This window comes from Actinomadura hibisca NBRC 15177, assembly GCF_001552635.1.
GTDB lineage: Bacteria > Actinomycetota > Actinomycetes > Streptosporangiales > Streptosporangiaceae > Spirillospora > Spirillospora hibisca.
Window position 1 is genome coordinate 152123 of record NZ_BCRO01000010.1, and the last position, 26212, is coordinate 178334.

At 69.9% G+C, this 26212-nt stretch carries 31 protein-coding genes and 2 pseudogenes; 20 read left to right on the top strand and 13 right to left on the bottom strand.

Features of this window, described 5'->3' with window-relative positions; genetic code table 11:
• Nucleotides 1-74: 74 nt before the first annotated feature.
• Together AH6_RS04150 and AH6_RS04155 are read left to right on the top strand one after the other, a co-directional pair.
• Entirely contained in the window at nucleotides 75-1142 is a 1068-nt protein-coding gene (locus tag AH6_RS04150) for a hypothetical protein (RefSeq protein WP_067473720.1), read from the top strand.
• A gap of 173 nt (nucleotides 1143-1315) precedes the next feature.
• Nucleotides 1316-2079, top strand: a pseudogene (locus AH6_RS04155) (transposase family protein).
• Nucleotides 2080-2354: 275 nt separating this feature from the next.
• Here AH6_RS04155 and AH6_RS04160 read toward each other — a convergent pair.
• Nucleotides 2355-2801, bottom strand: a complete 447-nt coding sequence (locus AH6_RS04160) for a GyrI-like domain-containing protein (protein ID WP_067473723.1) — start codon at nucleotides 2799-2801, stop codon at nucleotides 2355-2357.
• A gap of 80 nt (nucleotides 2802-2881) precedes the next feature.
• Nucleotides 2882-3439 (bottom strand): P-loop NTPase family protein, encoded by a 558-nt coding sequence (locus AH6_RS04165; RefSeq protein WP_067473726.1) that lies wholly within the window; start codon nucleotides 3437-3439, stop codon nucleotides 2882-2884.
• Nucleotides 3440-3542: 103 nt separating this feature from the next.
• Here AH6_RS04165 and AH6_RS04170 point away from each other — a divergent pair, with 103 nt between their 5' ends.
• Together AH6_RS04170 and AH6_RS04175 are read left to right on the top strand one after the other, a co-directional pair.
• On the top strand, nucleotides 3543-4274 hold the full coding sequence (locus tag AH6_RS04170) for an HAD family hydrolase (protein WP_083982201.1): 732 nt from the start codon (nucleotides 3543-3545) through the stop codon (nucleotides 4272-4274).
• A gap of 258 nt (nucleotides 4275-4532) precedes the next feature.
• The gene (locus AH6_RS04175; RefSeq protein ID WP_067473729.1) at nucleotides 4533-5426 is read left to right on the top strand and encodes an alpha/beta hydrolase; all 894 of its coding nucleotides are present in this window, start codon (nucleotides 4533-4535) and stop codon (nucleotides 5424-5426) included.
• Nucleotides 5427-5608: 182 nt separating this feature from the next.
• Here AH6_RS04175 and AH6_RS04180 read toward each other — a convergent pair whose 3' ends face one another.
• The 3 genes from AH6_RS04180 to AH6_RS04190 form a co-directional block, all read right to left on the bottom strand.
• Nucleotides 5609-6451, bottom strand: a complete 843-nt coding sequence (locus AH6_RS04180; RefSeq protein WP_067473732.1) for an alpha/beta fold hydrolase — start codon at nucleotides 6449-6451, stop codon at nucleotides 5609-5611.
• 4 nt (nucleotides 6452-6455) lie between these two features.
• Nucleotides 6456-7139 (bottom strand): TetR/AcrR family transcriptional regulator, encoded by a 684-nt coding sequence (locus AH6_RS04185; protein WP_169807794.1) that lies wholly within the window; start codon nucleotides 7137-7139, stop codon nucleotides 6456-6458.
• A gap of 65 nt (nucleotides 7140-7204) precedes the next feature.
• Nucleotides 7205-8710: an FAD-dependent oxidoreductase gene (locus AH6_RS04190; RefSeq protein WP_067473738.1), complete on the bottom strand. Its 1506-nt coding sequence runs from the start codon at nucleotides 8708-8710 to the stop codon at nucleotides 7205-7207.
• Nucleotides 8711-8930: 220 nt separating this feature from the next.
• On the opposite strand from AH6_RS04190, the gene AH6_RS42050 reads away from it, so the two are divergent.
• On the top strand, nucleotides 8931-9614 hold the full coding sequence (locus tag AH6_RS42050) for a TetR family transcriptional regulator (protein WP_281180187.1): 684 nt from the start codon (nucleotides 8931-8933) through the stop codon (nucleotides 9612-9614).
• A gap of 67 nt (nucleotides 9615-9681) precedes the next feature.
• Here AH6_RS42050 and AH6_RS04195 read toward each other — a convergent pair whose 3' ends face one another.
• Nucleotides 9682-10269, bottom strand: a complete 588-nt coding sequence (locus tag AH6_RS04195) for a TetR/AcrR family transcriptional regulator (protein ID WP_067473741.1) — start codon at nucleotides 10267-10269, stop codon at nucleotides 9682-9684.
• A gap of 94 nt (nucleotides 10270-10363) precedes the next feature.
• Here AH6_RS04195 and AH6_RS04200 point away from each other — a divergent pair, with 94 nt between their 5' ends.
• Nucleotides 10364-11407, top strand: coding sequence for an NAD(P)-dependent alcohol dehydrogenase (locus tag AH6_RS04200; RefSeq protein WP_067473744.1), 1044 nt, complete (start codon nucleotides 10364-10366; stop codon nucleotides 11405-11407).
• A 134-nt stretch (nucleotides 11408-11541) separates the two neighbouring features.
• On the opposite strand, the gene AH6_RS04205 is transcribed toward AH6_RS04200, so the two are convergent.
• The gene (locus tag AH6_RS04205) at nucleotides 11542-11868 is read right to left on the bottom strand and encodes a hypothetical protein (protein WP_067473746.1); all 327 of its coding nucleotides are present in this window, start codon (nucleotides 11866-11868) and stop codon (nucleotides 11542-11544) included.
• A gap of 546 nt (nucleotides 11869-12414) precedes the next feature.
• On the opposite strand from AH6_RS04205, the gene AH6_RS04210 reads away from it, so the two are divergent.
• Complete coding sequence (locus tag AH6_RS04210) at nucleotides 12415-12987, top strand: RNA polymerase sigma factor (RefSeq protein ID WP_067473749.1); 573 nt, start codon at nucleotides 12415-12417, stop codon at nucleotides 12985-12987.
• Between the two features lie 2 nt (nucleotides 12988-12989).
• Nucleotides 12990-14006 carry a CU044_5270 family protein gene (locus AH6_RS44525; RefSeq protein WP_067473752.1) on the top strand — a complete coding sequence of 339 codons (1017 nt, stop codon included), beginning with the start codon at nucleotides 12990-12992 and terminating at the stop codon, nucleotides 14004-14006.
• 162 nt (nucleotides 14007-14168) lie between these two features.
• On the opposite strand, the pseudogene AH6_RS46935 reads toward AH6_RS44525, so the two are convergent.
• Nucleotides 14169-14357, bottom strand: a pseudogene (locus tag AH6_RS46935) (TetR/AcrR family transcriptional regulator); the annotation flags it as partial.
• A 160-nt stretch (nucleotides 14358-14517) separates the two neighbouring features.
• On the opposite strand from AH6_RS46935, the gene AH6_RS04220 reads away from it, so the two are divergent.
• Genes AH6_RS04220 through AH6_RS04230 form a run of 3 tightly spaced genes read left to right on the top strand, consistent with a single transcriptional unit; the run spans nucleotide 14518 to nucleotide 15776 of the window.
• Nucleotides 14518-15162 carry a TetR/AcrR family transcriptional regulator gene (locus tag AH6_RS04220; protein WP_067473755.1) on the top strand — a complete coding sequence of 215 codons (645 nt, stop codon included), beginning with the start codon at nucleotides 14518-14520 and terminating at the stop codon, nucleotides 15160-15162.
• Nucleotides 15163-15165: 3 nt separating this feature from the next.
• Complete coding sequence (locus tag AH6_RS04225) at nucleotides 15166-15543, top strand: hypothetical protein (RefSeq protein ID WP_067473758.1); 378 nt, start codon at nucleotides 15166-15168, stop codon at nucleotides 15541-15543.
• Nucleotides 15544-15584: 41 nt separating this feature from the next.
• Nucleotides 15585-15776, top strand: a complete 192-nt coding sequence (locus AH6_RS04230; protein ID WP_067473761.1) for a hypothetical protein — start codon at nucleotides 15585-15587, stop codon at nucleotides 15774-15776.
• A 432-nt stretch (nucleotides 15777-16208) separates the two neighbouring features.
• Here the strand turns inward: AH6_RS04230 and AH6_RS04235 are convergent, their stop codons facing one another.
• The 3 genes from AH6_RS04235 to AH6_RS04245 all read right to left on the bottom strand — a co-directional run bounded on the left by AH6_RS04235 (nucleotide 16209) and on the right by AH6_RS04245 (nucleotide 18033).
• On the bottom strand, nucleotides 16209-16613 hold the full coding sequence (locus tag AH6_RS04235; RefSeq protein WP_067473764.1) for a RidA family protein: 405 nt from the start codon (nucleotides 16611-16613) through the stop codon (nucleotides 16209-16211).
• 296 nt (nucleotides 16614-16909) lie between these two features.
• Complete coding sequence (locus tag AH6_RS04240) at nucleotides 16910-17506, bottom strand: cadmium resistance transporter (RefSeq protein WP_067473767.1); 597 nt, start codon at nucleotides 17504-17506, stop codon at nucleotides 16910-16912.
• A gap of 158 nt (nucleotides 17507-17664) precedes the next feature.
• The gene (locus AH6_RS04245) at nucleotides 17665-18033 is read right to left on the bottom strand and encodes a hypothetical protein (RefSeq protein ID WP_067473770.1); all 369 of its coding nucleotides are present in this window, start codon (nucleotides 18031-18033) and stop codon (nucleotides 17665-17667) included.
• A gap of 790 nt (nucleotides 18034-18823) precedes the next feature.
• Between AH6_RS04245 and AH6_RS43395 the strand changes: the two genes are divergently transcribed.
• On the top strand, nucleotides 18824-19162 hold the full coding sequence (locus AH6_RS43395) for a nucleotidyltransferase domain-containing protein (RefSeq protein WP_157431256.1): 339 nt from the start codon (nucleotides 18824-18826) through the stop codon (nucleotides 19160-19162).
• A gap of 147 nt (nucleotides 19163-19309) precedes the next feature.
• Here AH6_RS43395 and AH6_RS04250 read toward each other — a convergent pair whose 3' ends face one another.
• On the bottom strand, nucleotides 19310-20176 hold the full coding sequence (locus AH6_RS04250) for a haloalkane dehalogenase (protein WP_067473773.1): 867 nt from the start codon (nucleotides 20174-20176) through the stop codon (nucleotides 19310-19312).
• A 139-nt stretch (nucleotides 20177-20315) separates the two neighbouring features.
• Between AH6_RS04250 and AH6_RS04255 the strand changes: the two genes are divergently transcribed.
• From AH6_RS04255 to AH6_RS04275, 7 genes are all read left to right on the top strand, one after another.
• The gene (locus AH6_RS04255) at nucleotides 20316-21170 is read left to right on the top strand and encodes a MarR family winged helix-turn-helix transcriptional regulator (protein ID WP_245679173.1); all 855 of its coding nucleotides are present in this window, start codon (nucleotides 20316-20318) and stop codon (nucleotides 21168-21170) included.
• Nucleotides 21171-21381: 211 nt separating this feature from the next.
• Complete coding sequence (locus tag AH6_RS45200) at nucleotides 21382-21609, top strand: recombinase family protein (RefSeq protein WP_218005707.1); 228 nt, start codon at nucleotides 21382-21384, stop codon at nucleotides 21607-21609.
• 35 nt (nucleotides 21610-21644) lie between these two features.
• On the top strand, nucleotides 21645-21797 hold the full coding sequence (locus AH6_RS45205; RefSeq protein WP_218005703.1) for a hypothetical protein: 153 nt from the start codon (nucleotides 21645-21647) through the stop codon (nucleotides 21795-21797).
• Between the two features lie 573 nt (nucleotides 21798-22370).
• A complete protein-coding gene (locus AH6_RS04260; RefSeq protein WP_067473778.1) occupies nucleotides 22371-22967 on the top strand; it encodes an NUDIX domain-containing protein in 597 nt (198 codons plus the stop codon).
• Entirely contained in the window at nucleotides 22960-23361 is a 402-nt protein-coding gene (locus tag AH6_RS04265; RefSeq protein WP_067473781.1) for an NUDIX hydrolase, read from the top strand. The genes AH6_RS04260 and AH6_RS04265 overlap by 8 nt, the downstream gene beginning before the upstream one ends.
• Nucleotides 23362-23578: 217 nt before the next feature.
• The gene (locus tag AH6_RS04270) at nucleotides 23579-23905 is read left to right on the top strand and encodes a UCP032817 domain-containing protein (RefSeq protein WP_245679174.1); all 327 of its coding nucleotides are present in this window, start codon (nucleotides 23579-23581) and stop codon (nucleotides 23903-23905) included.
• 253 nt (nucleotides 23906-24158) lie between these two features.
• A complete protein-coding gene (locus AH6_RS04275) occupies nucleotides 24159-25115 on the top strand; it encodes a LysR family transcriptional regulator (protein WP_067473785.1) in 957 nt (318 codons plus the stop codon).
• 155 nt (nucleotides 25116-25270) lie between these two features.
• Here AH6_RS04275 and AH6_RS04280 read toward each other — a convergent pair whose 3' ends face one another.
• Nucleotides 25271-25552, bottom strand: a complete 282-nt coding sequence (locus AH6_RS04280) for a winged helix-turn-helix transcriptional regulator (RefSeq protein ID WP_245679175.1) — start codon at nucleotides 25550-25552, stop codon at nucleotides 25271-25273.
• Between the two features lie 41 nt (nucleotides 25553-25593).
• On the opposite strand from AH6_RS04280, the gene AH6_RS43400 reads away from it, so the two are divergent.
• Entirely contained in the window at nucleotides 25594-26067 is a 474-nt protein-coding gene (locus tag AH6_RS43400) for a PhzF family phenazine biosynthesis protein (protein WP_218005704.1), read from the top strand.
• Nucleotides 26068-26212 lie beyond the last annotated feature (145 nt).

Here is a 26212-nt window from a genome sequence, read left to right on the forward strand (position 1 = left end):
TTCGGATGGTTGGGCCGCCCGGGTGCCGGGCTGGATGGCCCCTGCTGTCAGTAGCTGGTGACAAGATCACTGGTATGAGTTTCGTACGAACTACTCCGCCGCGGCCTGTTGAGGTGACAGCGGTCTTCCCTGAGCTCGCGCCGCTGGCGCGCCCAGCGATACGGCTGCATCCGCGTCCGGGGTCGCCGTCGGTCAGTGACAGTTCGGTCGGCGGGCCGTTGCTGTGGCCGGCCGGCGAGCCCTGGCCGCACTGCGAAGACGTCCACCTGCACGTGGACACCGGATTTCGCCAGTCGCCGACCGAAGTGCGGCTCCGCCGGATCTTGTCTTCCCGGTGGAGCCCTGACGGCCCGGCTCCCACCCTCACACCCGCAGAGGAGGCGCTCAAGAAGCGCAATGCCGCGTGGCTCGCCGAACGGCTCGAAGCCGGCCCTCCCGGCCCGGCGGAATGCCCGGTCCCGATGCTGCCCGTGGCTCAGCTGTTCCTGCGCGACGTATCCCTGTTGCGGCCGCCCGGGCAAGCCGACCTGCTCCAGATCCTCTGGTGCCCGTACGAGCACGATCCGAACTACAAGCCGGCGACCGCACTGTTCTGGCGGTCGGCCGCGGAGGTCGGCGACGTCCTCGTCACACCACCGGAACCGTACGAGGCGGACTATCCGGGCTACGTGCCGGAGCCGTGCCTGCTGGCGCCAGAAGCGATCATCGAATACCCCAACAGCCTGGACCTGAGCCCGGCACTGCAGGAGATGCTGGAGGACTGGAACAGGTGGCAGGCCGGCGGCGCCGACGTGGACAGCTCCTACGCGGCGTATCCGCGCGATTTTTACTCCACCCATCTGGGCAACGCACCCGGCTGGAAGGTTGGAGGCTGGCCCCCGTGGGGCCGCACCGACCCGTACCCGCAGTACTGCGCCGTGTGCGAGGCACAGATGATCCCGCTGCTGACGATCGCTTCCTTTGAGTGGGACGGTGACAAAGGCTGGGTGCCGCAAGAAGACCAGGCAAACGCCGTCAGCTCTCACTACGCGGGCCAGGACCCCTCGCAGCCGACGGCGGTAGAAGTAGGCAGCACGGACAACATGCAGATCTACGTTTGCCCGACTTCCCCCGAGCATCCGCACACCGACTTGATCCAATGAGCTGTCCCAGCGCGCCGGTGACAACCACCGTGCCTTGCTCGCTGGATGCCGCAGGCCAGTGGAGGCCGACGGTGACAGCTATCGTGCTTCGGCTCAAATTGGCGTGACAGACGACTGAAGCCTCTGGTAGACGGGTTCACCACCAAGATCACCCGTTCCGCCAGAGGCTTCACATGCTTGTCTGCCCGTGCGGACTGGACCTGTCCAGCTCGCACCTTCGGTTCCTCACCGCCCGCATCCGCGAACGCCGCCGTGCGATCGGCTCCCGATGGCGGCGCCTGACCGCCGGCCGCCAAGCCCTACTCACCCTCGCCCATCTGCGCAACGGGCACCCCTACGCCCAACTCGCCGCGGGGTTCGGCATCGGCACGGCCACGGCCTACCGCTACATCGCCGAAGCCGTCGACCTCCTGGCAGCCCTGGCGCCCACACTCCAACAAGCCGTCCGCGAAGCGTCGAGGAAGGCATTCGTCCTGCTCGACGGCACCCTGTTGCCGACCGACCGGATCGCTGCCGACCGACCGTTCTACTCAGGCAGGCACAAGAAGCACGGCATGAACGTCCAGATCCTCGCCGACCCGGCTGGCCGCCTGCTGTGGGCCTCACCCGCCCTGGCCGGCGCCATCCACGATATCCGCGCCGCCCGTAAACACGGCATCCTCGACGCCCTCGCACCGCAAGCATCCCGTGCTGGGCGGACAAGGGCTACCAGGGCGCAGGACCAGCCGTCCGCGTGCCGTTCCGAGGCCGATGGGAGAACCTCTCCGAAGGCCAACAGGCCGTGAACCGCTCACAGGCCAAGATCCGGGCCCTGGTCGAACCCGCCGTCGCCACCCTCAAGAACTGGCGACTCCTGCGCAAACTCCGATGCAGCACCACCCGCATCACCAGCCTCGTCCAGGCCGTCCTCACCCTCCACCTCACCTGCTCAAACTGAGGTTGGAAAAGGCTCACCGTCGAGGACGCCATGTACGCGACCTTCGCCTTGGGCAACCACACGATCGGCGTGCACGCAACGCCCGCCGCGACGCCGACCACCGAACCGACCCAAAATGACGGACGCGACCCCTGAAGTCCCGCCATGACTGCTTCTTCTGGTCAGTGGAGAGCCCACCTGATCAACGCCTTCGCCGTACCCTGCCACGGGCTTCCGATCCTCAACCGGGGTGTGGGGGAAAGAGGGGATGGTGCGGCCCGCTGGTCGGGGCGGGCTCAGGCGTGCACGGCGATGAGGAGGTCGGCGCCCTGGTCGGTGTGCACCTCCAGGTCGGTGGTGAAGGTGCGGGGCGGGTCGGTGTGCTTCCAGGCCTGCTGCCAGGCCTGGATGAGGGAGAGCGGCATGGGCCCGCGAGCTTCCAGCTTCAGGTAACGGGCGGCAGGAACCCGGACCGCCACCATGCCCTCGGGCGGGCCGGTGAGCTGGGTGACCTTGACGCCGACGATCTGGGTGTAGGCGCCGTGCTCGTCGCTCTCGTAGTCGGTCAGGACGGCATAGAGCCGATCGTCGGCTCGGAATCGGACGTGCTCGAAGGCGCCGGGCGCGCCGGCGCGGGCCCACAGGCCGGGCAGTAGGCCGCGGGAGGGGTCGGCCTCGGCCTCGTTGGTCGTGCGGACGGCGATGCCGATGACCAGGAGTTCTTCTCGCTCAACAAAGACCATTGCTTCGCCCTCCCGCGGCTGGATCTGAACGGGACAAATCATATCCAGATTCACCTTCTTCCCAGCGCCTGCCCCAGTGCTCACATGACGACGCCGTCGTGACCGGCACGGCCTCGGGCCTCGCGCGCGTCGCGCATGATCTGCTCCACCGTGGTCTCCAGGGACTGGGCGGGTCCGATCACCGTCTCCCGGAGGCCGGGGAGCAGGTCGCGTTCGCGGTACCACTCGGCCATCTCCCGCTCGCCGAACTCGTGAGCCACCGGTTTGGTGGCGTGGCGGCGCAGCGTCTCGGGGAACGGGATGTCCATGTAGTACAACAGGCTCGGCCCGGTGTGGTCGGCGACCAGCCGTTGGATCATCTCTGCGTACCGGTCGCCGAAGAGGATGCCCTCCAGCAGGACGTGGTAGCCGTGGTCCAGGCTCCACCGCACGATGGTGTCGATCAGGTCGATGTTCGCGGCCCCCGGAACGTCACGGTCCCGCAGGATCTGCCGACGGACCACATCCTGCGGCACGACGGCCAGGTCACGCTTCTCGTAGCGGCGACGGATCTCGGCCGCGATGCTCGACTTGCCCGAACCCGAGTTGCCGCGCAGCACGATCAACACCTGCCGGGACGGCGCCGAGGAAGAATCCATGGCCGCCAGTGTGGCGAGTACCCACTGGTAGTGAGGCGATGACGAGCTGGTTCACAGCACCGAACGCGTTCCCCGGGGACGAGCGCCACGAAATGATCCTTCTATGGCGGACGTCATCTTCTTCGATCTGGACGGCACCCTGGTCGACCATCGAAGCGCGGTGTGGGAAACGATCGGCCGGATCGTCCGGGCAGCGCCGAACGCGACGGCTCCACCGGAGGAGCTGATGACGCTGTGGTGGACGCTGGAGGGGCGCCACATGCGGGAGTACCTGGCCGGTCAGTGCTCCTTCGCCGAACATCACAGGCGCAGGGTCCGTTCCTTCCTGCCGATGCTCGGCGAGCCGGTTCCGGAAAGTCCCAGCCTTCTGGACGCCTGGATCACCGACCGCTACCTCACCGATTTCCAGGAGTCCTGGCGGTGCTATCCCGATGCCCACCCCTGCCTGGAGGCCTTGAAACGGCTTCCTTCGGGACCGCGCCTGGCCGTTCTCACCAACGGAGACCCCGAGCAGCAGCGCGCCAAGCTCGCCCGCTTCGGCCTCCTGGAGTACTTCGAAGCCGTCCTGACCCCGACCGAGCTCGACGCGGCCAAGCCCGCCGCCTACGCCGCCGCCTGCCAGTGGATGCGAACGGACCCCGCGCAGGCGGTCAACGTGGGCGACATGCTGGAGAGCGACGTGACCGCGGCCGTCCTCGCGGGGCTCACCGGCATCTGGCTGGACCGCGGCATCGACTTCGTCACCGGGGGACCGTCGCCGACGGCGGACGGGACGGTGCTCCGCATCGAAGGTCTCCTCGACCTCCCCGATCGCCTGTCCCATGCGGACGCCTGATCGGCTCTCGCGAATCCCGACGCAGGCCCGCGAGAGGCGTTGGTGACGAAACGGGCCGGCGTTGATGGTCGGCTCGACACCCGGCCGTCCTGGGACCGCCATGTGGTGAAGGAGATCGGCGGCGATGGCGAGCCGCGTCGGCGGGCCAGGCGGACCCGAGTGTTTCGATCCCGCCGCGCCGATCGGCGCGAAACCGGCGCGGAACGTCCGACGGATGGCGGATGATCCAGATGGGGGACTACCGCGAGAGTGAACGGCATGGACCCCGAACTTGAAGCCTTCATCCCGCTCTTCCCGCGCCTCGACCTGAGCGATCCCGTCGCCGCCCGCGCCGAACTCGCCGCGAGCGCCGGTCTGCGACCGGCACCCGACACCACCGGACTGGAGATCGAGGACCGCACGGTGCCCGCCGCCCCGGAGGTGCCGGTGCGGATCTACCGGCCGGACCAGGCGCAGGGCGCCGTCATCTGGTTGCACGGCGGTGGCGGCGTCTTCGGCGACCTGGACAGCGAGCACTCGCAGGCCGTTCGCATGGCCGCCGGCTCCGGGGCCGTGGTGATCTCGGTCGGCTACCGGCTGGCCCCGGAGCACCCGTTCCCGGCCGCCCACGACGACGCCTACGCCGTGCTGGTCTGGGTGGCCGAGCACGCGGCCGAACTCGGCGTCGACCCGGAACGGATCGCGGTCGGCGGCCACAGCATGGGCGCGGGGCTGGCGGCCGGAACGGCGTTGCGGGCGCGCGACGAGCAGGGCCCGGCGATCTGTTTCCAGCTGCTCAACCAGCCGATGCTCGACGACCGGCAGGAGACCTGGTCGCAGCGCACCTTCACCGACACGCCGTGGATGACCCGCGACAGGCTCGCCGCCGCCTGGCGGCACTACCTGGGCGCCCGGCCCGCCACCCGCTACGCCGCGCCGGCACGGGCCGACGATCTGTCCGGCCTGCCTCCGGCCCACGTCGCGACCGCAGAGTTCGACCCGCTGCGCGACGAGGCCATCGAGTACGCGCTGCGGCTGCTGCGGGCGGGCGTGCCGGTCGAACTGCACCAGTGGCCCGGCACGTTCCACGGGTCGCAGGCCCTGCCCGCCGAGGTGTCGCAGCGGCAGATCGCCGAGCTCGTCGCCGCCCTGCGCCGCGGCCTGGCCGGATGAGCCGGCGACGCCCGGTCGAGCGGGGGAGGGCGAGCGTGTTGAAGATCTGACGGCTGGCGCGGCCGTACTGAGCGGCGGTGCGTGCCTGGTGGCGGCGGCTCAGGGGTCGCCGCCACCAGGACCGGCTCTCCCGTCACACCCGTATGCTGGCGCTTCCGGCCGTCTGGGTGCGTGCCTGCTCATCAGCCGGAGGCGACGGCGGGCCAGAGCCGCAGGTGCGGCACCAGCAGCTCGGCGAGCTCGTCGGGTGCCTGGTCGGGGATCCAGTGGCTCACCCCGGCCAGCGTCACGAAGGTGTAGGGCCCCTGGACGTGACGAGCGCAGCGCTGCGCCGCCTGCCGGGAGATGACCGTGTCGCCGTCGGACCACACGAACAACGTCGGACGGCGTACCGGTGTGCGGGCGGCGCGCGGGTCGATCAGCGGCATGGCCCGGTACCAGTTGATCGCGGTGCGCAGCGACGTCGGGCCGGTGAACCGGGCCGCGTCCCGCCGGGCCTGCTCCGGGGACAGACCGAACCGGACCAGCGTCCGGACCGGGTTGACCAGCAGCAGCCGTTCGGGCAGCCACGGCAGCTGGAAGAAGTACATGTACCAGGACTTCAGCCCCTGCACGCTGGTGAACATCGCCGTCAGGAACGCGAACGGGTGCGGCACCGACAGGGCGGTCAGGCTGGCCACCCGCTCGGGATGGGCGGCGGTCAGCGCCCAGGCCACCGCCGCGCCCCAGTCGTGGCCGACCACGTGCACCGGGCCGCCGCCGGCCCGGGCGTCGATCAGGGCGATGACGTCGGCGACGAGCTCCTCAACGCGGTAGGCGAGGCGTCCGCGCGGGCTGGCGTTCGGGCTGTAGCCGCGCTGGTCCATCGCCAGGACGCGGTAGCCGTGCGCGGTGAGCAGCGGGGTCAGCGCGTCCCAGCTGTCGGCGTGCTGGGGGAAACCGTGCAGCAACACCACCGGCTCACCGTCGGCGGGCCCGTTCTCGATGACATCGAATTCCAGCCCGGCCCGGTTGACCGTGATCATCGGCTCACCCGCTCTCGGCGTCGGGACGGGCGGCGAGGCCGCGCAACAGGGTCCGGACGAGCGCGGCGTAGTGGGCGTCGTAGTCGGTGATGAAGGCGATGCCACGCAGCTCCAGACTGGTCGCGCCATGGCAGCCCGCCCAGACCCGTTGGGCGATCTCTTCGTGATCACCGGGCCGCAGGTGCCCGGTCGCGATGCCCAGCTGAACCGCGTCGACCAGCCGCTCGAACGCCGCGAGCGCCATCATGCGGGCCTCCGGCGACGGCTCGAACCCCGCGATCGGCAGGTCGAACATCAACCGGTACATCGCGGGATTGGCCAGCGCGAAGGCGCGGTAGTTGCCCATTCCGGTGGTGATCGCGGCGAGGGGGTCGGCGACGTCGGGACGGACGGTGACCGCGGCCGCGAGCTCGGCGAAACCCTGTTCGAGCAGCGCGTTGAGGATGCCGTCCTTGGAGCCGAACCGGTTGTACACCCCCATCGGGGCCACCCCGGCGCGCGCGGCGATGTCGCGGATCGCCAGCCCCGCGGGGCCGCGCTCGTCGAGCAGTTCACGGGCCGCCCGCAGCAGCGCCTCGCGGACCACCAGCGCCGACGTCCGCCCCCGGCTCACCGCCGTCCCCGGGAGCGTCGGGTCGGTGTCCGGAACGAGACGGGCGGCGGTGATGGCATGCGGCCATGCAACCACGCCGCCGTCGGTTGATGCGCGCGGACATGTCGCCGGCCCCGACGAGGCCGGCCATGGCGGCGATGTCATGTGACGGCTCGGTGTTGTCCCGGCGCCTTCGGTCCCGGCGCCGCCGGCCCGTCGCCGGGCTCGGGGCGGGCGTCGGGAAAGGCGCGGACGGCCGCCAGCGAGGCGTCCGTCAGGCCGAACTCCCGGCTGGGGACGCCCAGCCTTCCCGCGATCGCGGTCCGGGCGACGTGCGCCAGCACCCGGGGGCCGAACAGCGTGGCCGGTGGCGCCATCATCATGATCAGGTTGAAGTATCGCTCAGCGAGGTGCGGATCGGCCACGGCCGCGCGGAGCACCAGGTCGATCCAGCGGCGCGCGGCCTTTCCACTGCGCCGTGGCCGTGCCCCGTGCAGGGCGGTCCCCGGCCAGCGCAGGTCCTCGCTACTGGCCACCATCCACGCGGTCGCGACGTTCTTGGCCAGCCGGCGCTGGAACTCCCGCTCGAAGCCCGGCCGGGTACGGGCCGGGTGCGGCCGGACGTCGCCGCGCGGCGGGTCGGCGTGGTCGCGCAGGCACTCGTCCAGGACCAGCGCGTCGGTGGCGGCCACGGTCATGCCCTGGCCGTAGATCGGGTTGAACGCGCACACCGCGTCGGCGGTGACCACGAAACCGGACGGCCACCTGGCCAGCCGCTCGAAGTGGCGCAGCCGGTTGGTCAGCGTGCGATGGCCCCGGATCGGGGTCAGCGGGCGGGCGATCCGGATGCACTCGTAGACCGTCGGATCCGGCAGGTCGCGGGCCCACCGCAGGAACCCCGCCTCGTCGGTGGGCGGCGCGGCGCCGGCGGACCCGCCGAGGGTGACGTGCCACTGATCCTTCTCGATGCCCAGCACCAGCCCGCTCCGGGGATTGTCCGGGGCCCGGCCGTTGACCACGATCCCGGACCAGTCGCCGGGGAACCCGTCGGGTTTGGCGTAGAAACGCGACGCGTAGCCGATGCCGGAGGTGATGGTCTCCTCGGCCACCTCGCCGTAGCCCAGCTCGCGCAGCCAGTCCGGCGCCTTGGAGCGGCGCCCGCTCGCGTCGACCACCAGGTCGGCGGCGAGCACGGAGATGGCGCCGATGTCCGCGCCGCGATGACGCGTCCGCACACCGGTGACCCGATCGGAACCCGGCCGGGCCGCCGGGCCGCCGGTGTCCAGGCCCACCACCTCCGTTCCGCCCAGCAGCCGCAGCCGGGAGTGCGCGGCCAACCGCTCGCGGATCTGCCACTCCAGCAGGAACCGGCTGTAGACGCCGAACTCGTAGTCGATGGACATGAGCGGCAGCGGCCCGAACGGCGACACCACCTGGAACGGCACGCGGTCGCGCTCGACGGTCGCCCCGGCCGCCCTCAGGTCCTCCTCGATCCCCGGGAACAGCGCCTCGATGATCTCCCGGCCGCGTAGCAGCAGGCCATGCGCGTGATACGACTGCGGCGCCCCGGACCGATGCGCCGGCGACTCCGGGAAACGGTCCCGGTCGAGCAGGGTGACCCGATCGAAGTGATCGAGCAGTACCCGGGCCGCGAGCAGGCCGCCCATGCCGCTCCCGATTACCACCGCGTTCTCGCGCCCCGACGGCGGCGCAGGGCGTGGATCCCGCCGGCGGCCGGGTGTCGTCCTTGCCATCACAACCTCCAGTGGACCGATGCCCCTGAGTTGCAGATCGAAGTAACATGACTATAGAACGTCGTTACATAAGTGGGAAGCCCGGCTCGGTGGATGGCTACGCCGACAGGTCCTTGGTGCGGTGATCTAGAGTGTGGCGATCCACTACGCCGGGACTTCCGGGAGGGGCTGCTGGAGTCGCGGCGCACCGGCCGGGGGTGGGCGCGGTTGTTCTTGGCGGCAGGGCGTTGCCACGACCGGCGTCCAGGACCTCGTGAACGCCACCGGCCTCAACCGTTCCAGCCTGTACGCCATGTTCGGCGGCAAGCAGGAGCTCTACCGCGCCGCCCTGCACGCCGCGCTCCAGGCCCGCCCGCGAGCAAGGGCAACTGGTCGCCGCAGCCGATTCCGAAACCGCCGCCGAGGTGTCGGCTCTGCTGGCGCACGGGGTGAACCTGCGTTCCCGCGTCGGAGCCGACGCTCGCCAACTGCACCGCACCGTCTCAGCCGCGAGCGCAGCAGTGGCAGGCGACAGCTGCGCCACAGCACCCTGGCCGCCGCCGGACGCGCCGTTCCCGAACGCCGGGCTGAATCTCGCCACCAGCGCCTGTCCAGCCTTGGCGCTACATCCGCCTCGGTGAAGCCACCTCCATCCGCATCAACGCCGAACACGACCTCCAGGCACGCCGCCGCTCACGCTGAACCCGCACTCCACGCCAGATCAGGTCAGCCGTCCGGCAGAGTTACGGCCTCGCCCACATGGCAAAGAGCGCTGATGATTGGACGACGTCAAGCTCTGGAAGTCACCTACCAGCGGGCGGTGTGCGGCGACAGATGAGCAAGAGGCGGAATCCCCGAAGGCGGCACGGTCGCGCGGTCGTTCTCCAGGCCGCGGCGGACACCGCTCATTCCGGAGCGACGGCGCGGCGAACGCAGTCCCGCAACAGCGCGCGCCGCCGATCGTGCACCTCCGGGGGCTCCGTCGCGGTGGCGGCGTAGACGTTGCTCACCGGCGACCAGGCCATGGACATGGCGATGACCATGGCCATCACGTCGAAGGGGTCGCCCTGTCTGACGCGCCCGGCGGCCTGGGCCTCGGCGATGGCGCGGAGCTTGCGGTCGTCGTATCGCTCGGGCTCGGCGACGAGGTGGCCGCTCGGGCGCCGCTCCAGGCGGGCCCAGGTGGCGAGGCGGATGAGATCGGGGCGGGCGAGGTACTCGTCGTAGAGGCGCACGGCCCAGTCGGCCAGGTCCTCGACGTCGATGGGGACGACGTCGGTGATGCGCTCCAGCGAGGCGAAGAAGATCGCGTCGAACAGCCGTTCCTTGTTGCCGAAGTAGCCGTAGAGCTGCGCCTTGTTGGTCCGGGCGGCCGCGATGATCCGCTCGATGCGGGCACCGGCGATGCCGTGCCGGGCGAACTCCTGCGTGGCGGCGTCGATGATCCGCTGGTGCGTCGCGGCCCCGCGTGCGCTCGAAGGCTGGTCGGGCATGGCCGCCACCTTAACAGACAGACCAGTCTGTTTGCTCAATCGGAGCCGACTCGCCTAGAGTCAAACAGACCGAACAGTCTGTCTTGGGAGAGAGATGCGCACGACGACCGGCTGGCAGGCGGACCGCGCGACGCAGACGCTGCGCCGCGCATCCCTCCAGCGCCGCGACCTACGCCCGGACGACGTCGCAGTACGCGTGGACTACTGCGGCGTCTGCTTCAGCGACCTGCACGCGCTGCGCGCGCACAAGAACACCACGAACGGAATCCTGGTGCCGGGGCACGAGTTCACGGGCACGGTGAGCGAGGTCGGCAGCGCGGTCACCGGCTTCGCCCCAGGCCAGCCCGTAGCCGTCGGCAACATCGTCGACTCGTGCGGGACGTGCCCCATGTGCCAGGCCGGTCAGGAGAACTTCTGCCGCGACTTCCCGACCCTGACCTACGGCGGAAGCGATCGCCAGGACGGAACGACCACTCTGGGCGGCTACTCCCGCGAATACATCGTCCGCGAGAAGTTCGCCTACCGCCTGCCCACGGGCCTCGACGCGGCCGGAGCGGCTCCTCTGCTCTGCGCGGGCATCACTGTCTGGGAACTCTTGCAAGCCCTCGGAGTGGGTCCGGGTAGCGAGGTCGCCGTGGCCGGGCTGGGCGGCCTGGGGCACCTCGCCGTCAAACTGGCCGCCGCGCTCGGCGCCACGGTCTCCGTCATCAGCCGCACGCCAGACAAGGCCGACGAAGCGCACAACCTCGGCGCAGAACGGTTCATCGTCTCCACCGACGCCGCGCAGATGGAAGCCGTCCGAGACCGATTCGACGTGGTCATCGACACCATCTCCGCACCCCACGACCTGACGCCCTACCTGCGCACGGTCGCCATGGACGGCACCCTCAGCCACGTCGGTCACCTCGGGGCAATCACCGTGGACGCCACCGACCTGCTCATCGGCCGCAAGAAGCTCAGCTCCGCCGGCAGCGGCGGCCGTCCAGCCACCGCCGCCATGTTGCGCTTCTGCGCCGAGCACGGCATCACCGCCGACATCGAACTGCTGCCATCGTCGCAGGTGAACGCGGCTCTGGAGCGCCTGGAACGCAACGACGTCCGCTACCGCTTCGTGCTCGACATGTCCGACCTGGACTGACCGACCCGTTGTCAGCCGGGAACGTGATGGCGGTCCGGGCTTGGCATCGAACGCAGGTCGCGCGTCGGACCAGAACAGTCCTGGTCCGACGCGCGACCTGCGTCAGCGCCTGAGCCGAGCGCCGGCGAATGGGGTCACTTCCCCGACGGGCTGGGGGAGGAGTTGGGCGCCTGGACGCAGACCGGCACGTAACCGGGAGCCGGCTCGCCGCCGGGAGCGACGGCCGGTTCGGGCGCGGGCCCCGTGCGGCGCTCTCCCGCGGGGGACGAGCCGGGGAGCTTCATGCAGGTCACCGTGACGCTGGGCTGGTCGCTCGGCGAGGGCGAGGGAGCGACGGCCGCCGGCTTGGCGGGCGACGGTTCGGCGGCCGAGGCGAAGGAGAGGCCCAGGCCCATCGCCGCCACGGCTCCAGCGGCGGCGGCCGCGACGATGACGGAGGCGGCGGGGATTTGTCTGTTCATGAGAGTCCTTCCCGATATTCGGTGCCGACATACGGCGCCGAAAGGGACGTGTTCTGAAACGACACTCCTCTTATGCTCGCCCACGATGATCTTTTTCAGCGTGCCGGGTAAAGACTTGTCGCATTGCGGGGACCGGTCGGGACGCCCTCTCTTCGGCTCGCTTCCTGCAGGTTGTCGTACCAGCTGTAAGCAATTCGCCTGATGTAGAGAATGGGTGAATATAAAGAGTTTTGTGCTGTTCGCAGTGCATGCAAGGTCGGGCCTCGTCCAGGACCACGCGCTAACCCGTACAGGCGTTGAATAGTGCGCTGATAAGGCATTGTGCAGGCGTTCGAGCGGTTCATGGCTTTTCGGGAGTGCCGCGAATCCTTCGGCCTGCGGCTTCTGGAGATCGTGGGCGGAGGCGTGCCAGCGCGCCCCCGCCCCCGTCGGCACCGGACAGGCCGCCGAACCCGCGTGAAAGCGATCCGAGGGACGGGCCAAGTAGAAGTGATGACCATCCCCCCTGGAGGTGCCCATGCCGGATCCGACGGAAGGGGCGGCGACGTGACCGCCCCGACCGACACGGCCCCGACGGACGCGGAGCTGCTCGCCGCGTCCGTCCGCGACGGCGACCGCTTCACCGCCGTCTACGCCCGGCACTACGCCGACGTCCACCGCTACGTCGCCGGACGCCTCGGCCCACAGGCGGCCGACGACGTCGTGGCCGAGATCTTCCTCGCCGCGTTCCGCGGCCGCGCCGCCTTCGACCCGTCCCGAGGGTCCGTCCGGCCCTGGTTGTTCGGCATCGCGACCAACCTCATCGCCCGGCACCGCCGCACCGAACTCCGCCGCTACCGGACGCTCGCCCAGGTCGTCGCGGACCGCCACCCCGGCGGCCACGACGACCGGGTCGCGGCCTCGGTGTCCGCCGAACGGCTCCAGCCGTCGCTGGCCCGCGCGCTCGCCGCGCTGTCGCGCAAGGACCGCGACGTCGTGCTGCTCAAGGCCCTCGCCCAGCTCACCCACGAGGAGATCGCCGACGTTCTCGGCGTCCCGTACGGCACCGTCGGCTCCCGCCTGAGCCGGGCGCGCAAGAAGCTGCGCGCGGCGCTGCCCGCCCACACGGAAGGACTGTGACCATGGACGAACTCGAGATGATCGCCACGATGCTGGACGAGCCGGCCACGCCGGAGACCGAGGCCGCCGTCCAGCGTCGCCTTCTCAAGGGGATGCGCGAGCCGGAGCGGCCGACGCGCCGCGCCTGGCGCCGTCCCGCCCGGTGGAGCGGCTTCGGCGTGGCCGCCACCGCCGCCGCCGTCACGGGGGCGGTCGTCCTGGCACCCGGGACCGCTCCCCGCGCGCCCGATCCCGACCGGGCGCCCGCCGTCGCGCAGCCGATGTCGGCGCGGACCGTGCTGCTGACCGCCGCCGAGCACGCCGAGGCCGCACCGACCACCGGCAAGTACTGGCACGTCCTGAGGGTGCACTCAAGCGCCTACAGCAACGGAAAGCCGGAGTACCACATGCTCGGGCAGCAGCTGATCGGGCAGTGGAGCCGCCCGGACGGCCAGTCCTGGACGGGAGCTCGAGGACTCGGCGCCGTGCCCATGTCCGCCAAGGACGCGCCCGCCTTCCGGCGGGCCGGCTCGCCCGACCCGAACCCGATCCGCCCCCAGCTCACCAAGGAAACCGGGACGGCGACCTTCCTGGTCTGTGACAGGGAGATGACGTTCAAGCAGGTCCAAGCGCTGCCGACCGACCCCGGCAAGCTGAGGAGCGCCCTGAGGCGGGCGGTCCCGCGCAACCACCCCACCGCGGGCCGGACCACGGACGAGGTCGTGCGGAACTGTGTGACCAGCCTGCTCGGCTTCGTTCCGGCACCGCCGAAGGTACGCGCCGCCGCTTACCGGCTGTTCGCCGCCATGCCCGGGGTCACCGCCATGGGCGAGGTCACCGACGAGCGCGGGCGCAAGGGGTTCGGGCTGCGCGTGCAGGGCCGGCGTGGTTTCGTCGAGACCGTGATCATCGACCCGGCCTCCTCGCTGGTGCTGAGCACGTCGGTCACCGGTTCCGGCCCCGTCGGCACGCTCAGCAAGATGTTGTACCTGCAGGTCGGCTGGACCGACAGCGAGCCGAGGATCCCCACCCTCCCCTGACCGTCCCCGTGAGCACGGACGGGCCGCCGCCGGTCTCGGCGCGGGCGGCGGCCCGCGCCCTGCCCGGTCGTCCGCGCCGCAGAAGCAGATCACCGCGACGGCGGAGTGTGCAGCGGCTCGTCGGCGGAGGCGCTCGACGATGTCCTGGAAGACCTCCTCAAGCAGAGCGCGGCGGGAGGGGAAGTGCCGGTGCGGGGTCGCGGAGCTCACGTCGGCCTCGCGGGCGATCTTCTCCAGGGACACCTGGACGCCGTCGCGAGCGACGAGGGCCGAGGCCACCTCGACGAGCTGTTCGTGGTTGCGCCGCCAGTCCGTCCGCTGCGGTCTGATCTGCTGCTTCACCACCGGCACGACCTGCTGACCGTCGCCTATGGCGAGTCAGGCGCTGACGGAGACGGAGTGGAAGGCCAACATCCCCGACGTCCCGTACCGGAAGATCTGCTGACAGACCCCTATCGCCGTCCCAAATAAAAAGTGCGACCGATCGCACTTATAGAGTACGGTCGACGTCATGGAGGACGAGAAGCGCGAAGACGGCCGTCTGCTGCGCGGACGGCGAACCCGGGAGGCGGTCCTGGAGGCCGCTGTCGCCCTGGCTTCGGTGCACGGCCTGGAAGGCCTGACGTTCGGACGCCTCGCCGAGCACCTGGGCGCGAGCAAGTCCGGCCTGTTCACCCACTGGAAGGACAAGGAGCAGCTCCAACTCGACGCCATCGGCTGGGCGCGCCGCCAGTGGACCGCCCAGATCATGGAGCCCGCCCTGCGCGCGCCCGCCGGTCTGCGCAGGGTGTTCGCGCTCCACGAGGCGCGGCTGGCCTTCTACGCGAACGGCGTGCTGCCCGGTGGGTGCTTCTTCCTCGCCGCCCAGACCGAGTTCGACGACCGGCCCGGTCCCGTGCGGGCCAGGATGGTCGAATCGCTGCACGACTGGCTGGCGTTCATCCGCTCGCTCCTGGACGAGGCGGTCGCCCTCGGCGAGCTTCCCGACCATCTGGACACCGGGCAACTCGCCTACGAGATCGACGCGCTGGGCGAGTCGGCGGTCGTCCACTCGCGGCTCGTCGGCCCCGAGGTCACCTACACCCGCGCACGCCGCGCCGTCCTGGAACGGCTGCGCGGCCAGGCCACCGACCCCGCCGTTCTCCCGGAGGACTGAACCGTGCTGAAGACCGCTTGGACGCCAGGACCGGCCGGCGCCGACGGGCAGGTGCTCGTCAGCGTCACCGCGTTCACCTGCGACCACGTCCAGGACATGCCGAAGATCTATCGGGCGGGCACACGGCTGGCACGCCTGTGGCCGACCCTGGAGGGCGCCGTCGGGCACTGGCTCTGGATGGAGCCCCTGCGGCGCAGGAGCGGCTCGGTCTCGCTATGGAGCGATCACCAGGCCATGCGGGACTTCGTCCGGCTGCCCGTTCACGTGCAGATCATGCGCCAGTTCCGCGATCGCGGGACGGTCCGGTCGACCACCTGGACCGTGGACGATCCCGACCTGACCGACACATGGCGCCGGGCGGCGGAGTTCCTCAAGCAGTAATCCCCGCAAGGGAACAGCGCGACGCGCGAGGGTATCGCCGCGTGCACTTCAGCGTCTCCACCTCCGGACTCGCCGGCCTGACCGGCGAGACACTGCGCGCCGCCACCGCCGACGGCCTGCGCGACGCGGTCTACACGGCGGCCGCGCTCACCCTCGCGGGCATCCTCGCCGCCCTGACCCTCCCGCGCCGCACCACCCCGATCACCGAGAAGCCCGTCCCCACGCTTCACTGAACCACTGACGACCGACCACCACCCATGGCTTCGGCACGGAGACGTCATCACGACGGCGACCAGGCACGCGGCCCGGTCACCGTGCCGGGGCCGGCACCTTCGCCGGCCCCAGCCACCGCACGACGCCCCGGAACCGGACCGCGAGCAAGCACACCCCGTTGACGGAGACCGCAGCCACGGCCGCCGAGCCGATGGCTGCGAGCCCGCCCGTCATGCCCTACGCCGACCGCTGCTGTGCCATGACTTCCAGCCGAGACCAACAGGTGGCGCACTTGCCACCGTGGTCGGCGTTCTCGCGACGCCGTTCGGCCTCAGCCGGGACCGAGGGCGCGGCCTACCGCTTCCTGGCCTGGCACCAGATGAGCGCCGGATTCCCAGGAGGGTCGCCCGTCGCCGCCGAAACCGACCACCATTGCCTGCCGCTTCCCGTGCTTAAAGGGCCGCGGTGAGGTCGATCTCGATGAGCTGATCGGAAAACCCCAGCTGCGCGACTCCCAGCAGGGTGCTCGCGGTGGTGAACGCCTCTGCCAGGGGCGAATCGGCCAGCCTGGCCCAGGCGTGACCCAACACCTTCTGGTCGCCGGACGCCACATAGATCACCGACCGCACGACATCCTCCGGCCCAGCCTCCACGGCCCGCAGGGCCGCCATCGAGTTGACCACCACCTGGTCGATCTGCGCGTCGAGGTCCCCGACACCCACCACCTCGCCATCCAGGCCGACCGGGCACTGCCCTGCCAGATGCGCAGTACGCCCCGCCTCCACCACGGTGATGTGGTGATAACCGGGAGTCTCATGGAGCCCTTCGGGATTGATACGAGTGATCTTCTCCGTCATGCGGTGAGTCTGGCAGGCCCGTCCCAGCAGAGGACAACTCGTTTTCGCGACCAGCAACCTGCCGAATCCGGCCAGGCCGCCAGGACGTGATCGAGGCGGGCGAGGTAGCGGGCTCGGTCGAAGGGTGGGTGTTCCACCAGGTGTCCAGGCGGAACAGGTTGATCGCGATGGCGGTGACGGCGTGCTACAGGGCCACCCTGGGCAGGACGACCGCCACGGCGGACACGTGAGCCTCTGGTACTCAACACCTCCCGTCCGGTTGAAGGCTGCAGTTTCCGAGGGGCAGGTTCGGGTGGTCAGAGGCCGAAGGCTCCGCCCTCGATGAGGATGAGCAGGCCGATGCCGATCAGGACGACGGGCAGCAGAACGTGGCCCCAGCGGCTGAGGGCCTTGGCGATGACCGGACGGGTGGCGAAGAAGCGTCCGGCGGCGATCCAGACCGCCAGCAGAATCAGGAAGACGATCACGTAGACGCTCATGCCGCCCAGACCGGCGGTGGCGAAGACCGGGACGTAGACGCCGATGTTGTCGCCGCCGTTGGCGAAGGTGACCGCCGCGACCTCCAACGGCCTGGGCGCGCGCTGGGCGGCTTCCTTCTCCTCGTCGGGGTCACCCCGGTGCTTCCACGCCTGGACGGCGGCCTTGATGCCCAACGCCAGCGGAAGCAGGCCCAGGTAGGGGATGGCGTCCTCGGGCAGGAAGGTCGCGCCGAACGCGGCGGCGACCGCGACGGCCAGGATGGCGGCGAACCCCAGGTACTGGCCGACGGCGACGTTGCGCAAGGTCGCGCGCTGTCCGGCTCCTTGGGCGAAGAACAGGGCCAGGACCAGGATGTCGTCGATGTTGGTGACGGCGAACAGGCCGGCGGCCTGGCCGATGATCCCGGCGTTCACTCACCCACCACCAACGCGGTAGCGGCACGGGCGGCGATGGCCTCGCCGCGGGCATGGTCAGGCAACAAGGCGATGTTCATGCTCGGCTTTCAGGTGCTTGATGCGATCAGGTCACAGGCGCGGACCACCGCCTCGACGAAGGGGGCCGCGTGGGCCTGTCAGCAGCGCAGGACCTGCAAAGCGTTGAGTGAGGGCCGCAAGGCGGCCAGCACACCGGCGTCGACGGCGCGGGGCAGGCCGCGCCTGCCCGGCCCCGGCGCGACGACGTTCGCAGCCCAGGGCACGTCCCGATCCAGGGCAACGGGATGGGGTTCGGCGATGGCGCGCGGCTGGACGGTCACGTCATCGGAGGTGGCTCCCGGCGACCGGGAGGAATCCCCGGCGAACGTCTCCGGTGCGGCATGGGCCTGCAAACCTGCGGAGGCGGCCACGGTCGGGGGCACGAGCTGGTTGGGCGCCACCAGGTAGGTCAGGAGCGCGATGGCGGCCAGCGGCGCCCAACGCGCCCACCAAGCCCTCAGCTCCATCGTTCCCCGCCGCAGGTCGATGATCGCGCCCGCCGCGACCGCCCCCGCATCGTACCGATCAGCGGTGGTCGGCAGAGCAGGCGTCGCCCGGCCCGGAAGGTCAACGCCGCGCTGGCCCTCACACCAGCCGCCCCGCCCGGGGGCGAAAGCGCGGCACGTCGGCGGCCTTGGTGCTTACGCCCTCATCGCCTGGTCACCAGTTACGCTTCCGGGCGTGGGCCTCTACATCATCGAGGTGACCTTCGAGGACTGGAACGGGCCGCTGCTCCAACTCGGCTCGGCCTTGGACCTTGCGGAACGTCCCGCCCTACATGCCCGAGCCACGGTTCGGAGACCTCTGCAGGCAGGAGTTGCAAGGCGATCAGTCCAGATGCCTCGACTGGGACCTGCTCATCCCCGTCGACTTCGACGACCCGATCGAGTTGCCCATACCTTCCAGCTACTGCGACACCACAACGATCGCCAGCGCCCACCGTGATCTTCTACACCGCGCTCTTCCTCCGTGCTGCCGAACGCGCCATCGAGCACGACTGCGCCCTCCACCTGACCTGAGCCAAGAACTCACTGCGAAGGCTTTCGGCGCTCCTGTCTTGTCAGGACGAGGGGATGTCGCGTCGCTGCTCGGGCTGGTCCAAGCACTGTTCCAGCACGTCACGGTGTTGCTGGTCTAGGCGCCGGAGGACGCGTCAGTGGCGGCTAATGCGTGGACGCTCTGCTGGAGGAGCAGACACGCGAGCACTCCGACCTTGACCTGTGAGCGCCTGCCGTTCAGCCCCATCGGCTGTTCGTTGTGTTCGCAGACCGCTGCATCGACCGGATCCATCCTTGGCCGGGCGACCGGCCTTGGAGCTTCGTCCTCCATGACGGCGACCGGCTCCGCGTCGACCTACACCTCTACGAACCCTTTCCGGACGGATCGCTGCGTTACGGGTCGGCGGCCGATGGCATCGTGTTCCCTACGGAAGCACTTACCGAACGCGGGGTTATCGGCGGAACGCCAGTCCGCTGTGAGGACCCCCGCTGGGCGGTGCGCTGGCACACCGGCTATCCGCCTCGAACCGTCGACCGCCATGGCGTTCCCCGTCTTTGCGAGCAGTTCGGAATCGACCTACCAGACGCCTTCCGCTGAGGCCGGTCACGTCAAGGAGCCCCGCAGGCTCGTCTTATCGTGACTGGCCGTTCCGATGCGGGTGGTCGATGGCCAAGACTCCCAGCGCTTCCTTCTCCGGGCCGCACATACGGCGGATGTTGGCGAGCTGCTGCTGGCGTTGCAAGCTCAGATGAGGTGATGGCGGTTCAGCCAGCCGGCGATGGCCTGGCCGATGGCGTGGGGCTGGTCCTCGGGGGCCTGGTGGCCGGCGGGCCCGATCCCCTCGATTTCGAGGGCGGCGATGTTCTGGCGAGCCCAGTCCACGATCTCGGGGGAGGCGATACCGACGCCCTCCTCGACCGTGAGGAGAAGTTTGGGCACCTCCGGGCTGCCGGCGAGCCATTCGCCGTAGGCGTCCATGCGCTCGGCGACATCGGCCGGTTCGCGGTCGTAGGGAATCTCGCGAGGCCACTGGAGCAGCGGAAGGCGCGACGCAGGGTCGGTGTAGGGCGCGCGGTAGACGTCGTGGTCCTCTGGGCTGAGACCTGTCTTGATGGCGAAGGGGTGGGGCAGGGCGTACTCGATGGCGGCGTTCTCCTCTAGCAGTAGCCGCTCGCCGAGTCCGGGAGTGCGCAGCGCCTTGGAATGATCGATCACGTCCTGCGGCAACTCCGCCCACATCTGTGGCCGCAGGAACGTCTCCAGGAGGGCGACGCCGCGCACCTGGCCGGGGTGGCGTGCGGCGCGGTCCATGGCCAGTGCGCCGCCCCAGTCATGACCGACCAGGACGGCCTCCTTCAGCTCCATGGCTTCGAACCACGCGTCCAGGTAGCGGGCGTGGTCGGCGAAGCGGTAACCGATGTCGGGCTTCCCGGAGGCGCCCATCCCGATCAGATCAGGGGCCAGGACCTTGGCGCGATCGGCGACGTGCGGGATGACGTTGCGCCAGACGTAGGACGAGGTGGGGCTGCCGTGCAGGAACACCACGGGCGACTCGCCCTGTCCGGTCTCCGTGTAGGCGAGGTGGGAATCGAGGACGGCGACGGTGTGCATGATCGTTAGACCCTTCGCTGGTTCGGCACCCGGAATCTAGATCCACACCCCTCCAACTGTCAACATCCCAACTAATGCTGAAGCAACCGTCACTGACGCAATCATCAGACTGCTAACATCACGCCCGGAGGTGAGGCCCGTGCCCGGCCAGGCAGGGAACGTTGTCGACGACGAATCCGGACCGCTGCATGCGGCCACCGGTCACCTGATGCGCCGCGTGTTCACGACGGTCACCGCTCAGGCCGTGAAGGACGGGCCCCAGTCGCGCGAGTTCGTGGTGCTCGACATCCTCGCCGACGCGGACGCCCCCTCCCAGCAGGAGCTCGCCCACCGGCTCGGCATCAACCGTACGATCATGGTCAGGCTGCTCGACCGGCTCCAGGAAACGGGCTATGTCGTCCGCACTCGCAACCCGGCCAACCGCCGCACCTACATGGTGTCGCTGACCGCGGCGGGCCGTACCGCCCTGGACGGCATGCGCCAAGCCGTCGCCGACAACGATGCCCGGATCACCGCCGCGCTCACCGACCTCGAACGGCGGCGCCTCACCACGCTGTTGACCGTGCTCGTCGCCGACGACGGGCCCTCCGCCATCCACAACATCGAGCACCTGATAGCGCAAGCCCACTACCGTCTGCGCCGTCTCGGGGATCGTAGGCTCGAAGCGTACGGCCTGCGCACCCGCCACTTCGCCCTGCTGCCCGCGCTGGACCGGCTCGCCCCCTGCCCGCAAGAGCAACTGGCCCGATACCTGCACCTGACCGAGCCCGCCACCGCATCGCTCATCGAGGAACTGGTCCAGGCCGGCATCGTGTCCCGCGGTCAGGACCCGCACGACCGACGCCGCTATGCCCTACAGCTCACCGACCTCGGCCGCGCCCGCGTGCCTGTAGTACGTGAAGCCCTGGAGAGCATGGAACACGACATCAACGACGTCCTCGGCCCAGACCGCGCGCAAGAACTTCGCACCCTTCTCACCAAGCTGCTGCCGTAAGCACGCAGCCTCTCGCGGCAGTCGGCCCGACGTCGCCAGCGGGCGGCTGCCTTGCAGTAGCGGGCATCGATCGGGTGTTCCGCAAGAGTGTTCCAGTGACGGAGCCCTATCCGGAACACTTGACGGCGTGAACGCCGCACCGAACGGGCCCCGCGTCGGCTAAGCCCGTTGCTCCACCGACGAGCAAGATGTCGTCGTCCAAACCGAGCAGCTGCTCGCGCTCGGCGTCCCGCAGGATTGGATCTACATCGACTGGGGTTGCTCCGGCACTACCCGCCGCAACTGCGGCGGCCTGGACCAGGCCCTGGCCGCGGTGTGGCGCGGCAGCGTGTTCAAGTTCGACCGGTTCGCCCGCAACATGGCCGAGGCCAACCAGATCCTCACCGACCTGTCCGACCGGGAAGTGCTGTTCGGGCTGGGCGGGTCGGTTCACGACTGAAACGACCCGTTCGGCGCTGTCCCTGCACACTGGCGATGGTCGCCGAGTTCGAGGCGAACTTGGGCCACCTGCGCACCCGCGAGGGCATGACGCTGGCCAAGAAGAACGGCAAGCCCAAGGGCAAACACCCAAACTGCCCGAGCCGACGCGGCGTTCCATCCGCCGCCGCTACGCCGCCGGCGAGGTGACGCTGACGGACCTGGCCACCAAGTACAGCGTTGGCCACTCCACCATCCACCAAGATCAACAAAAACTACATGACAACCGGCGTTGTCATGCAGTCCCAGCGATCTTGCTTAAGAGCTCGTCGTCGACGCGCCGCAGCTAGTGCGGTAGCGATCAATGCCTCAGATGCGTGAGACAAAACCGCGAACGCCTCAGGTGCATGAGACGTGCCTCAAGTTCGATGAGACAGGACAACTGACACCCAGTGACGAACCCGCAGGACAGAACCATGCAGAACCGTACGCAGGTGGGGCGGTGCGCGCCGGGGCTCGCTGGGATAAGCAGCATTATCGCAGTACTGATGCTGGAGACTATATGTGTATCCGTTTCAGAAGATACGACTATCCGTATCTCTAGATACGGTAGTGATGGGCGTCTTGGTGCCGGTCCAGGGCCGGAATGGGGTGCCGGTAAGAACCGTGTCATGAGCCCCAGACGAGCGGACCCCGGTCTGCGGATAGGCCCTTGTGGGTGGGTTTTCTTGTTCGCTGATCCGGCGCATCCTCGTGGCGAGGGCAAGCAGCGAGGAGTCCGGCATGGCGCGGACGTGGACGGGCGCGGATGCCACGGCCCTGCGCCGTGGGCTGGGGCTGACCATCGAGGCGTTCGCGCGTCGGGTGGGGGTGGCTGCCCGCACCGTGGACCACTGGGCGGCTCACCCGCAGGTGGTTTCGCGGTCGGGTCAGCAGGCGGCGTTGGACCGGCTGTTGGCGGCGGCTCCGGAGAAGGTGCGGGAGCAGGTGGTGGCTCCGGCGGGGCGTCCGATGCGGGTGGTGGCCCGGGCGGGCATGGTGCTGCTGGTGCGGCGGCGCGATGAGGGGCCGATAGGCTGGCAGTTCCCTGCGGGGGTGATCAAGCCGGGTGAGGACGGCGGCGACGTCGCCGTCCAGGAGACCCACGCTGAGACCGGCGTGCACTGCGCGGTCGCGGAGCATCTGGGGTGCCGGGTCCATCCGGTGACCGCGGTGGTGTGCGATTACTACGTGTGCTCGTATCTGGCGGGGCGCCCGGTGAACCGGGACCCGGCGGAGAACACCTCGGTGGCGTGGGCACCGATCGGTAAGCTGACCGAATTCGTCGGCCCCACGATCTATCCGCCGATCCTGACCGCTCTGGAGGAATGCCGTGCCTGACCTCCCGCCGGTCGCCGCCGCCGTCATCGTCGAACGCGGCCGGGTCCTTTTGGTCCGCCGCCGCCATCCCGAAGGCGACCTGGTGTGGCAACTGCCGGCCGGGGAGGTGGAGGACGGCGAGACCGCCGCTCAGGCCGCCGAGCGTGAGACCGCTGAGGAGACCGGCCTGAAGGTGACCGCGGGCCGTGCGCTGGGGTCGCGGGTCCACCCCGACACCGGCCGGTTCCTGCTGTATGTGGTCTGCGAGGCCGTGGGCGGGCACGCCCACGTCGCCGATGACGAGGAGATCGCCGAGGTCGCCTGGGTCGAGCTGGGCGGCCTAGCCGACTTCCTGCCGCGGCCGTTGTTCGGGCCGGTCCAGGAGCACCTGGACGCGCTTCTGCACTCCCGCTGATTGCCGAACATGCGCCCGGTCCGCAACGGCGTTGCGTGGCCGGGCCGGAGCGCGGCGGGTGAAGGTCGAGGGGACAGCACGGTCCGTCTCCACCGGGAGGTATCCGATGACCACCGATCTGCTCGCCACGACCCGCGACCCCCGCACCTTCGTCGACCCCGATGTGTGAGACCGCGAGATCGCCCTGCTGGTCCGCGACAACCCCTTCGACCGCGTCATGGCCGAAAGGATCTTCGGGCAGGCCATCGCCTACCTCATCACCGCGATGGAGAAGTGGGACGACAAGCTGGAGCTCGGCGCGGGCGAACTCGTCGACATGGGCGTCCACGCCTTCATCCTCGACACCGCCAACTACCGCAAGTTCTGCGACCGGCACTTCGGCCGGTTCCTGGAGCACATCCCCGAGATCGACCGCAAGTACGACGGGACCGTCCAGCGCACCGCCAAGGTCATCGCCGACAACGGCTTCCGGGTGGACTGGCCGCTGTGGGAGAAGGACTTCGCCAAGTGCTCCCCCTGCGCGCCCGGCACCAGCTGCCACTGACCCACCAACCCCAAGCCCGGCCGGGCTTCGGCGCGTCCCACACCTTTCCCCGACATCACCACCGTGACCAGGGCGCGCTGGCTACCGTTTGACCGGTGAGCCTCAGAAACGTCGGCTGGTCCCAGCAGCATCCCGCCAAGACCCTCACCGACCCCGACGACGGGCCCGGCTACTCCACCGGGTGCGGCGGTGGCCGGGCCAACAACGTGACCACGCGGCCGACAACGCACGGTTGTCGCCTATGGTCATAGGTGTGGATCTTGACTTGACCCTGGTCCGCGCCTTCGCCGTGACCGCCGAGACGCTGCACTTCGGGCGCGCCGCCGAGCGGCTGGGGACCAGCCAGCAGGCGCTGTCCAAGCGCATCGCGCGGCTGGAGACGGTGCTGGCGGTGCGGCTGTTCGAACGCGAGGGCGGCATCCGGCTGACCGAGGCGGGCGAGCGGTTCCGCCCGGCCGCGCACCAGGCGCTGGCGGCAGGCGAGCGCGCGGTCGCCGCGGTGACGGGAGCCGGGCCGGTCGTGCGCGTCGACGCCTGGGGCCACCTGTACGCGCCGATGCGCACCGTCGCCCAAGCGGTGCAGGCGCTCGGCGCGGTCCGGCTGGAGCCCGGCCCGGGACGCGACTGGCCCTCGGTCGCGGCGGCCCTGCTGCGCGGCGACACCGATCTGGGCTTCGGCCGGGTCCACCCGCTCGCAGGCGGCCTCGACGCGGGGCTCACCCAGCGCCTGGCGCGGCTGGAACCAGTCGACGCGGTGGTCAGCACGGCGCACCCGCTGGCCGGGGCCGGCCAGCTGCGCCCGGCCGACCTGCGCGACAGCACCCTGTGGTGCCCGGCCGAACTGCCCCGCCTGGACTTCCTGCGCCGTTTCGCCGACGAGTTCCACATCGCCCGGCGCCAGGACGGCCCCAACCTCGGCCTGGACCACCTCGTCGAGCACATCCGCGCCGACGCCTCGTGTTTCACGCTGTTCCCCGCCGACGCGCCGCTCCCCGACCACGCGGGCCTACGGTCCATCCCGCTCGTCGAGCCGACGCCGTTGTACGCGTGGTCGCTGGCCTGGCGCGAATCGCACCGCCATCCGCTGCTCGGGTCCCTGCTGCGCGGCTTCGCCGAGGTCGGCCGCAGCCGCCGCTGGCTCGACTACGCACCGCAGCGAGACTGGCTTCCCGACACCGACCACGCCAGGCTCGCGATCGATCACATGTGATCACTACTTCTCGGACGCGCCGCTGCGCCCAGATCGCGCGTCGGCCGCAGGCCGGAGGATCGATCCAGGGGACCTGGCGCAGGTCCCGCCGTACCTGACCACGTCCGTTATTTCGGCGAATACTCCAGGAACGAACCCGGCCGTCTTCGCCCTCTTCAAGCCTCCGCGGGATTCTGGTCGTTCTGCTCCTGCGCCCAGGTGATCGCCCATTCGTCGAGCGGTTGGAGGGCGTGCCCGAGGGCCGTTCCCAGCCGGGTGAGCTCGTAGCCATCGACTGAGGGGGCGATGATCCCGTTTGACGTGAGTTCGCGAAGCCGCTGGTAGAGGACGCTGGAGGACAGGCCTTCGCACCGTGCCAGCAGCGCACGCGCACCGAGCGGGCCCGCACGCAGCTCCCAGAGGATCCGCAGCGCCCACCGGCGGCCGAAGAGGTCCATCGCAGCCATGATCGGACGGCCGGTGGCCGATCCACGGACCGGTGTTCCGACGAGCTCCAACGGTCGCCTCCGGCGGCTGCATCGCGACGCTGGGACGTCCACGGCTACTCGTCCCCGTCACCACGCAGTCCGCTCTCGCCGCCCTGACCCCGGCCCCTGATCGGCTCGCCGCAGCTTGCGATCACCTGGGTCTGCTGGGCTGCTTCGTCTACTCCCCGGCGTCGGCCCGGGTCGTGGCCCGCATGTTCGCCCCGTCGATCGGTGTACCCGAGGACATCGCCAACACCAACAGCTCCGCCCACCTGCTCGCCCGCCATGGCGCCACCCGGCTTGCCGTCGACATGGGCGATACCTTGGGCCACCCTTCCTCGGTCAGCGCCAACGCATGCCACAGTTCACCGAGTCCGCTGGTCGATGTCTCCAGCGTCGCGAGAATCGGGCGAGCGTTGTGGCTGCCGATGCCTCGCTTCACGCTCCTCGACTCCCACAGACGACTGGTTCCGCGAGGCTCGTGATCACGCGGCGGACGGGGATGTTCGCACGATGTCTCACCGAAGGACGGCGCGTTCGAAGGCGCGGAGAACGCGTGTGCGAGTGCCTCGACCAGGCATGATGCAATGATCGTCGTGGATATGGATCTGTCGGCCAGTGAATCCGGCC

Bases quoted from the DNA above. Each gene is read 5' to 3' on its own strand.
- AH6_RS04150 (WP_067473720.1), top strand. From the start codon at position 75: ATGAGTTTCGTACGAACTACTCCGCCGCGGCCTGTTGAGGTGACAGCG.
- AH6_RS04160 (WP_067473723.1), bottom strand. From the start codon at position 2,801: ATGGTCTTTGTTGAGCGAGAAGAACTCCTGGTCATCGGCATCGCCGTC.
- AH6_RS04165 (WP_067473726.1), bottom strand. From the start codon at position 3,439: ATGGATTCTTCCTCGGCGCCGTCCCGGCAGGTGTTGATCGTGCTGCGC.
- AH6_RS04170 (WP_083982201.1), top strand. From the start codon at position 3,543: ATGGCGGACGTCATCTTCTTCGATCTGGACGGCACCCTGGTCGACCAT.
- AH6_RS04175 (WP_067473729.1), top strand. From the start codon at position 4,533: ATGGACCCCGAACTTGAAGCCTTCATCCCGCTCTTCCCGCGCCTCGAC.
- AH6_RS04180 (WP_067473732.1), bottom strand. From the start codon at position 6,451: ATGATCACGGTCAACCGGGCCGGGCTGGAATTCGATGTCATCGAGAAC.
- AH6_RS04190 (WP_067473738.1), bottom strand. From the start codon at position 8,710: ATGGGCGGCCTGCTCGCGGCCCGGGTACTGCTCGATCACTTCGATCGG.
- AH6_RS04195 (WP_067473741.1), bottom strand. From the start codon at position 10,269: ATGCCCGACCAGCCTTCGAGCGCACGCGGGGCCGCGACGCACCAGCGG.
- AH6_RS04200 (WP_067473744.1), top strand. From the start codon at position 10,364: ATGCGCACGACGACCGGCTGGCAGGCGGACCGCGCGACGCAGACGCTG.
- AH6_RS04205 (WP_067473746.1), bottom strand. From the start codon at position 11,868: ATGAACAGACAAATCCCCGCCGCCTCCGTCATCGTCGCGGCCGCCGCC.
- AH6_RS44525 (WP_067473752.1), top strand. From the start codon at position 12,990: ATGGACGAACTCGAGATGATCGCCACGATGCTGGACGAGCCGGCCACG.
- AH6_RS04220 (WP_067473755.1), top strand. From the start codon at position 14,518: ATGGAGGACGAGAAGCGCGAAGACGGCCGTCTGCTGCGCGGACGGCGA.
- AH6_RS04235 (WP_067473764.1), bottom strand. From the start codon at position 16,613: ATGACGGAGAAGATCACTCGTATCAATCCCGAAGGGCTCCATGAGACT.
- AH6_RS04245 (WP_067473770.1), bottom strand. From the start codon at position 18,033: ATGGAGCTGAGGGCTTGGTGGGCGCGTTGGGCGCCGCTGGCCGCCATC.
- AH6_RS04250 (WP_067473773.1), bottom strand. From the start codon at position 20,176: ATGCACACCGTCGCCGTCCTCGATTCCCACCTCGCCTACACGGAGACC.
- AH6_RS45205 (WP_218005703.1), top strand. From the start codon at position 21,645: ATGGTCGCCGAGTTCGAGGCGAACTTGGGCCACCTGCGCACCCGCGAG.
- AH6_RS04260 (WP_067473778.1), top strand. From the start codon at position 22,371: ATGGCGCGGACGTGGACGGGCGCGGATGCCACGGCCCTGCGCCGTGGG.
- AH6_RS04270 (WP_245679174.1), top strand. From the start codon at position 23,579: ATGGCCGAAAGGATCTTCGGGCAGGCCATCGCCTACCTCATCACCGCG.
- AH6_RS04280 (WP_245679175.1), bottom strand. From the start codon at position 25,552: ATGGACCTCTTCGGCCGCCGGTGGGCGCTGCGGATCCTCTGGGAGCTG.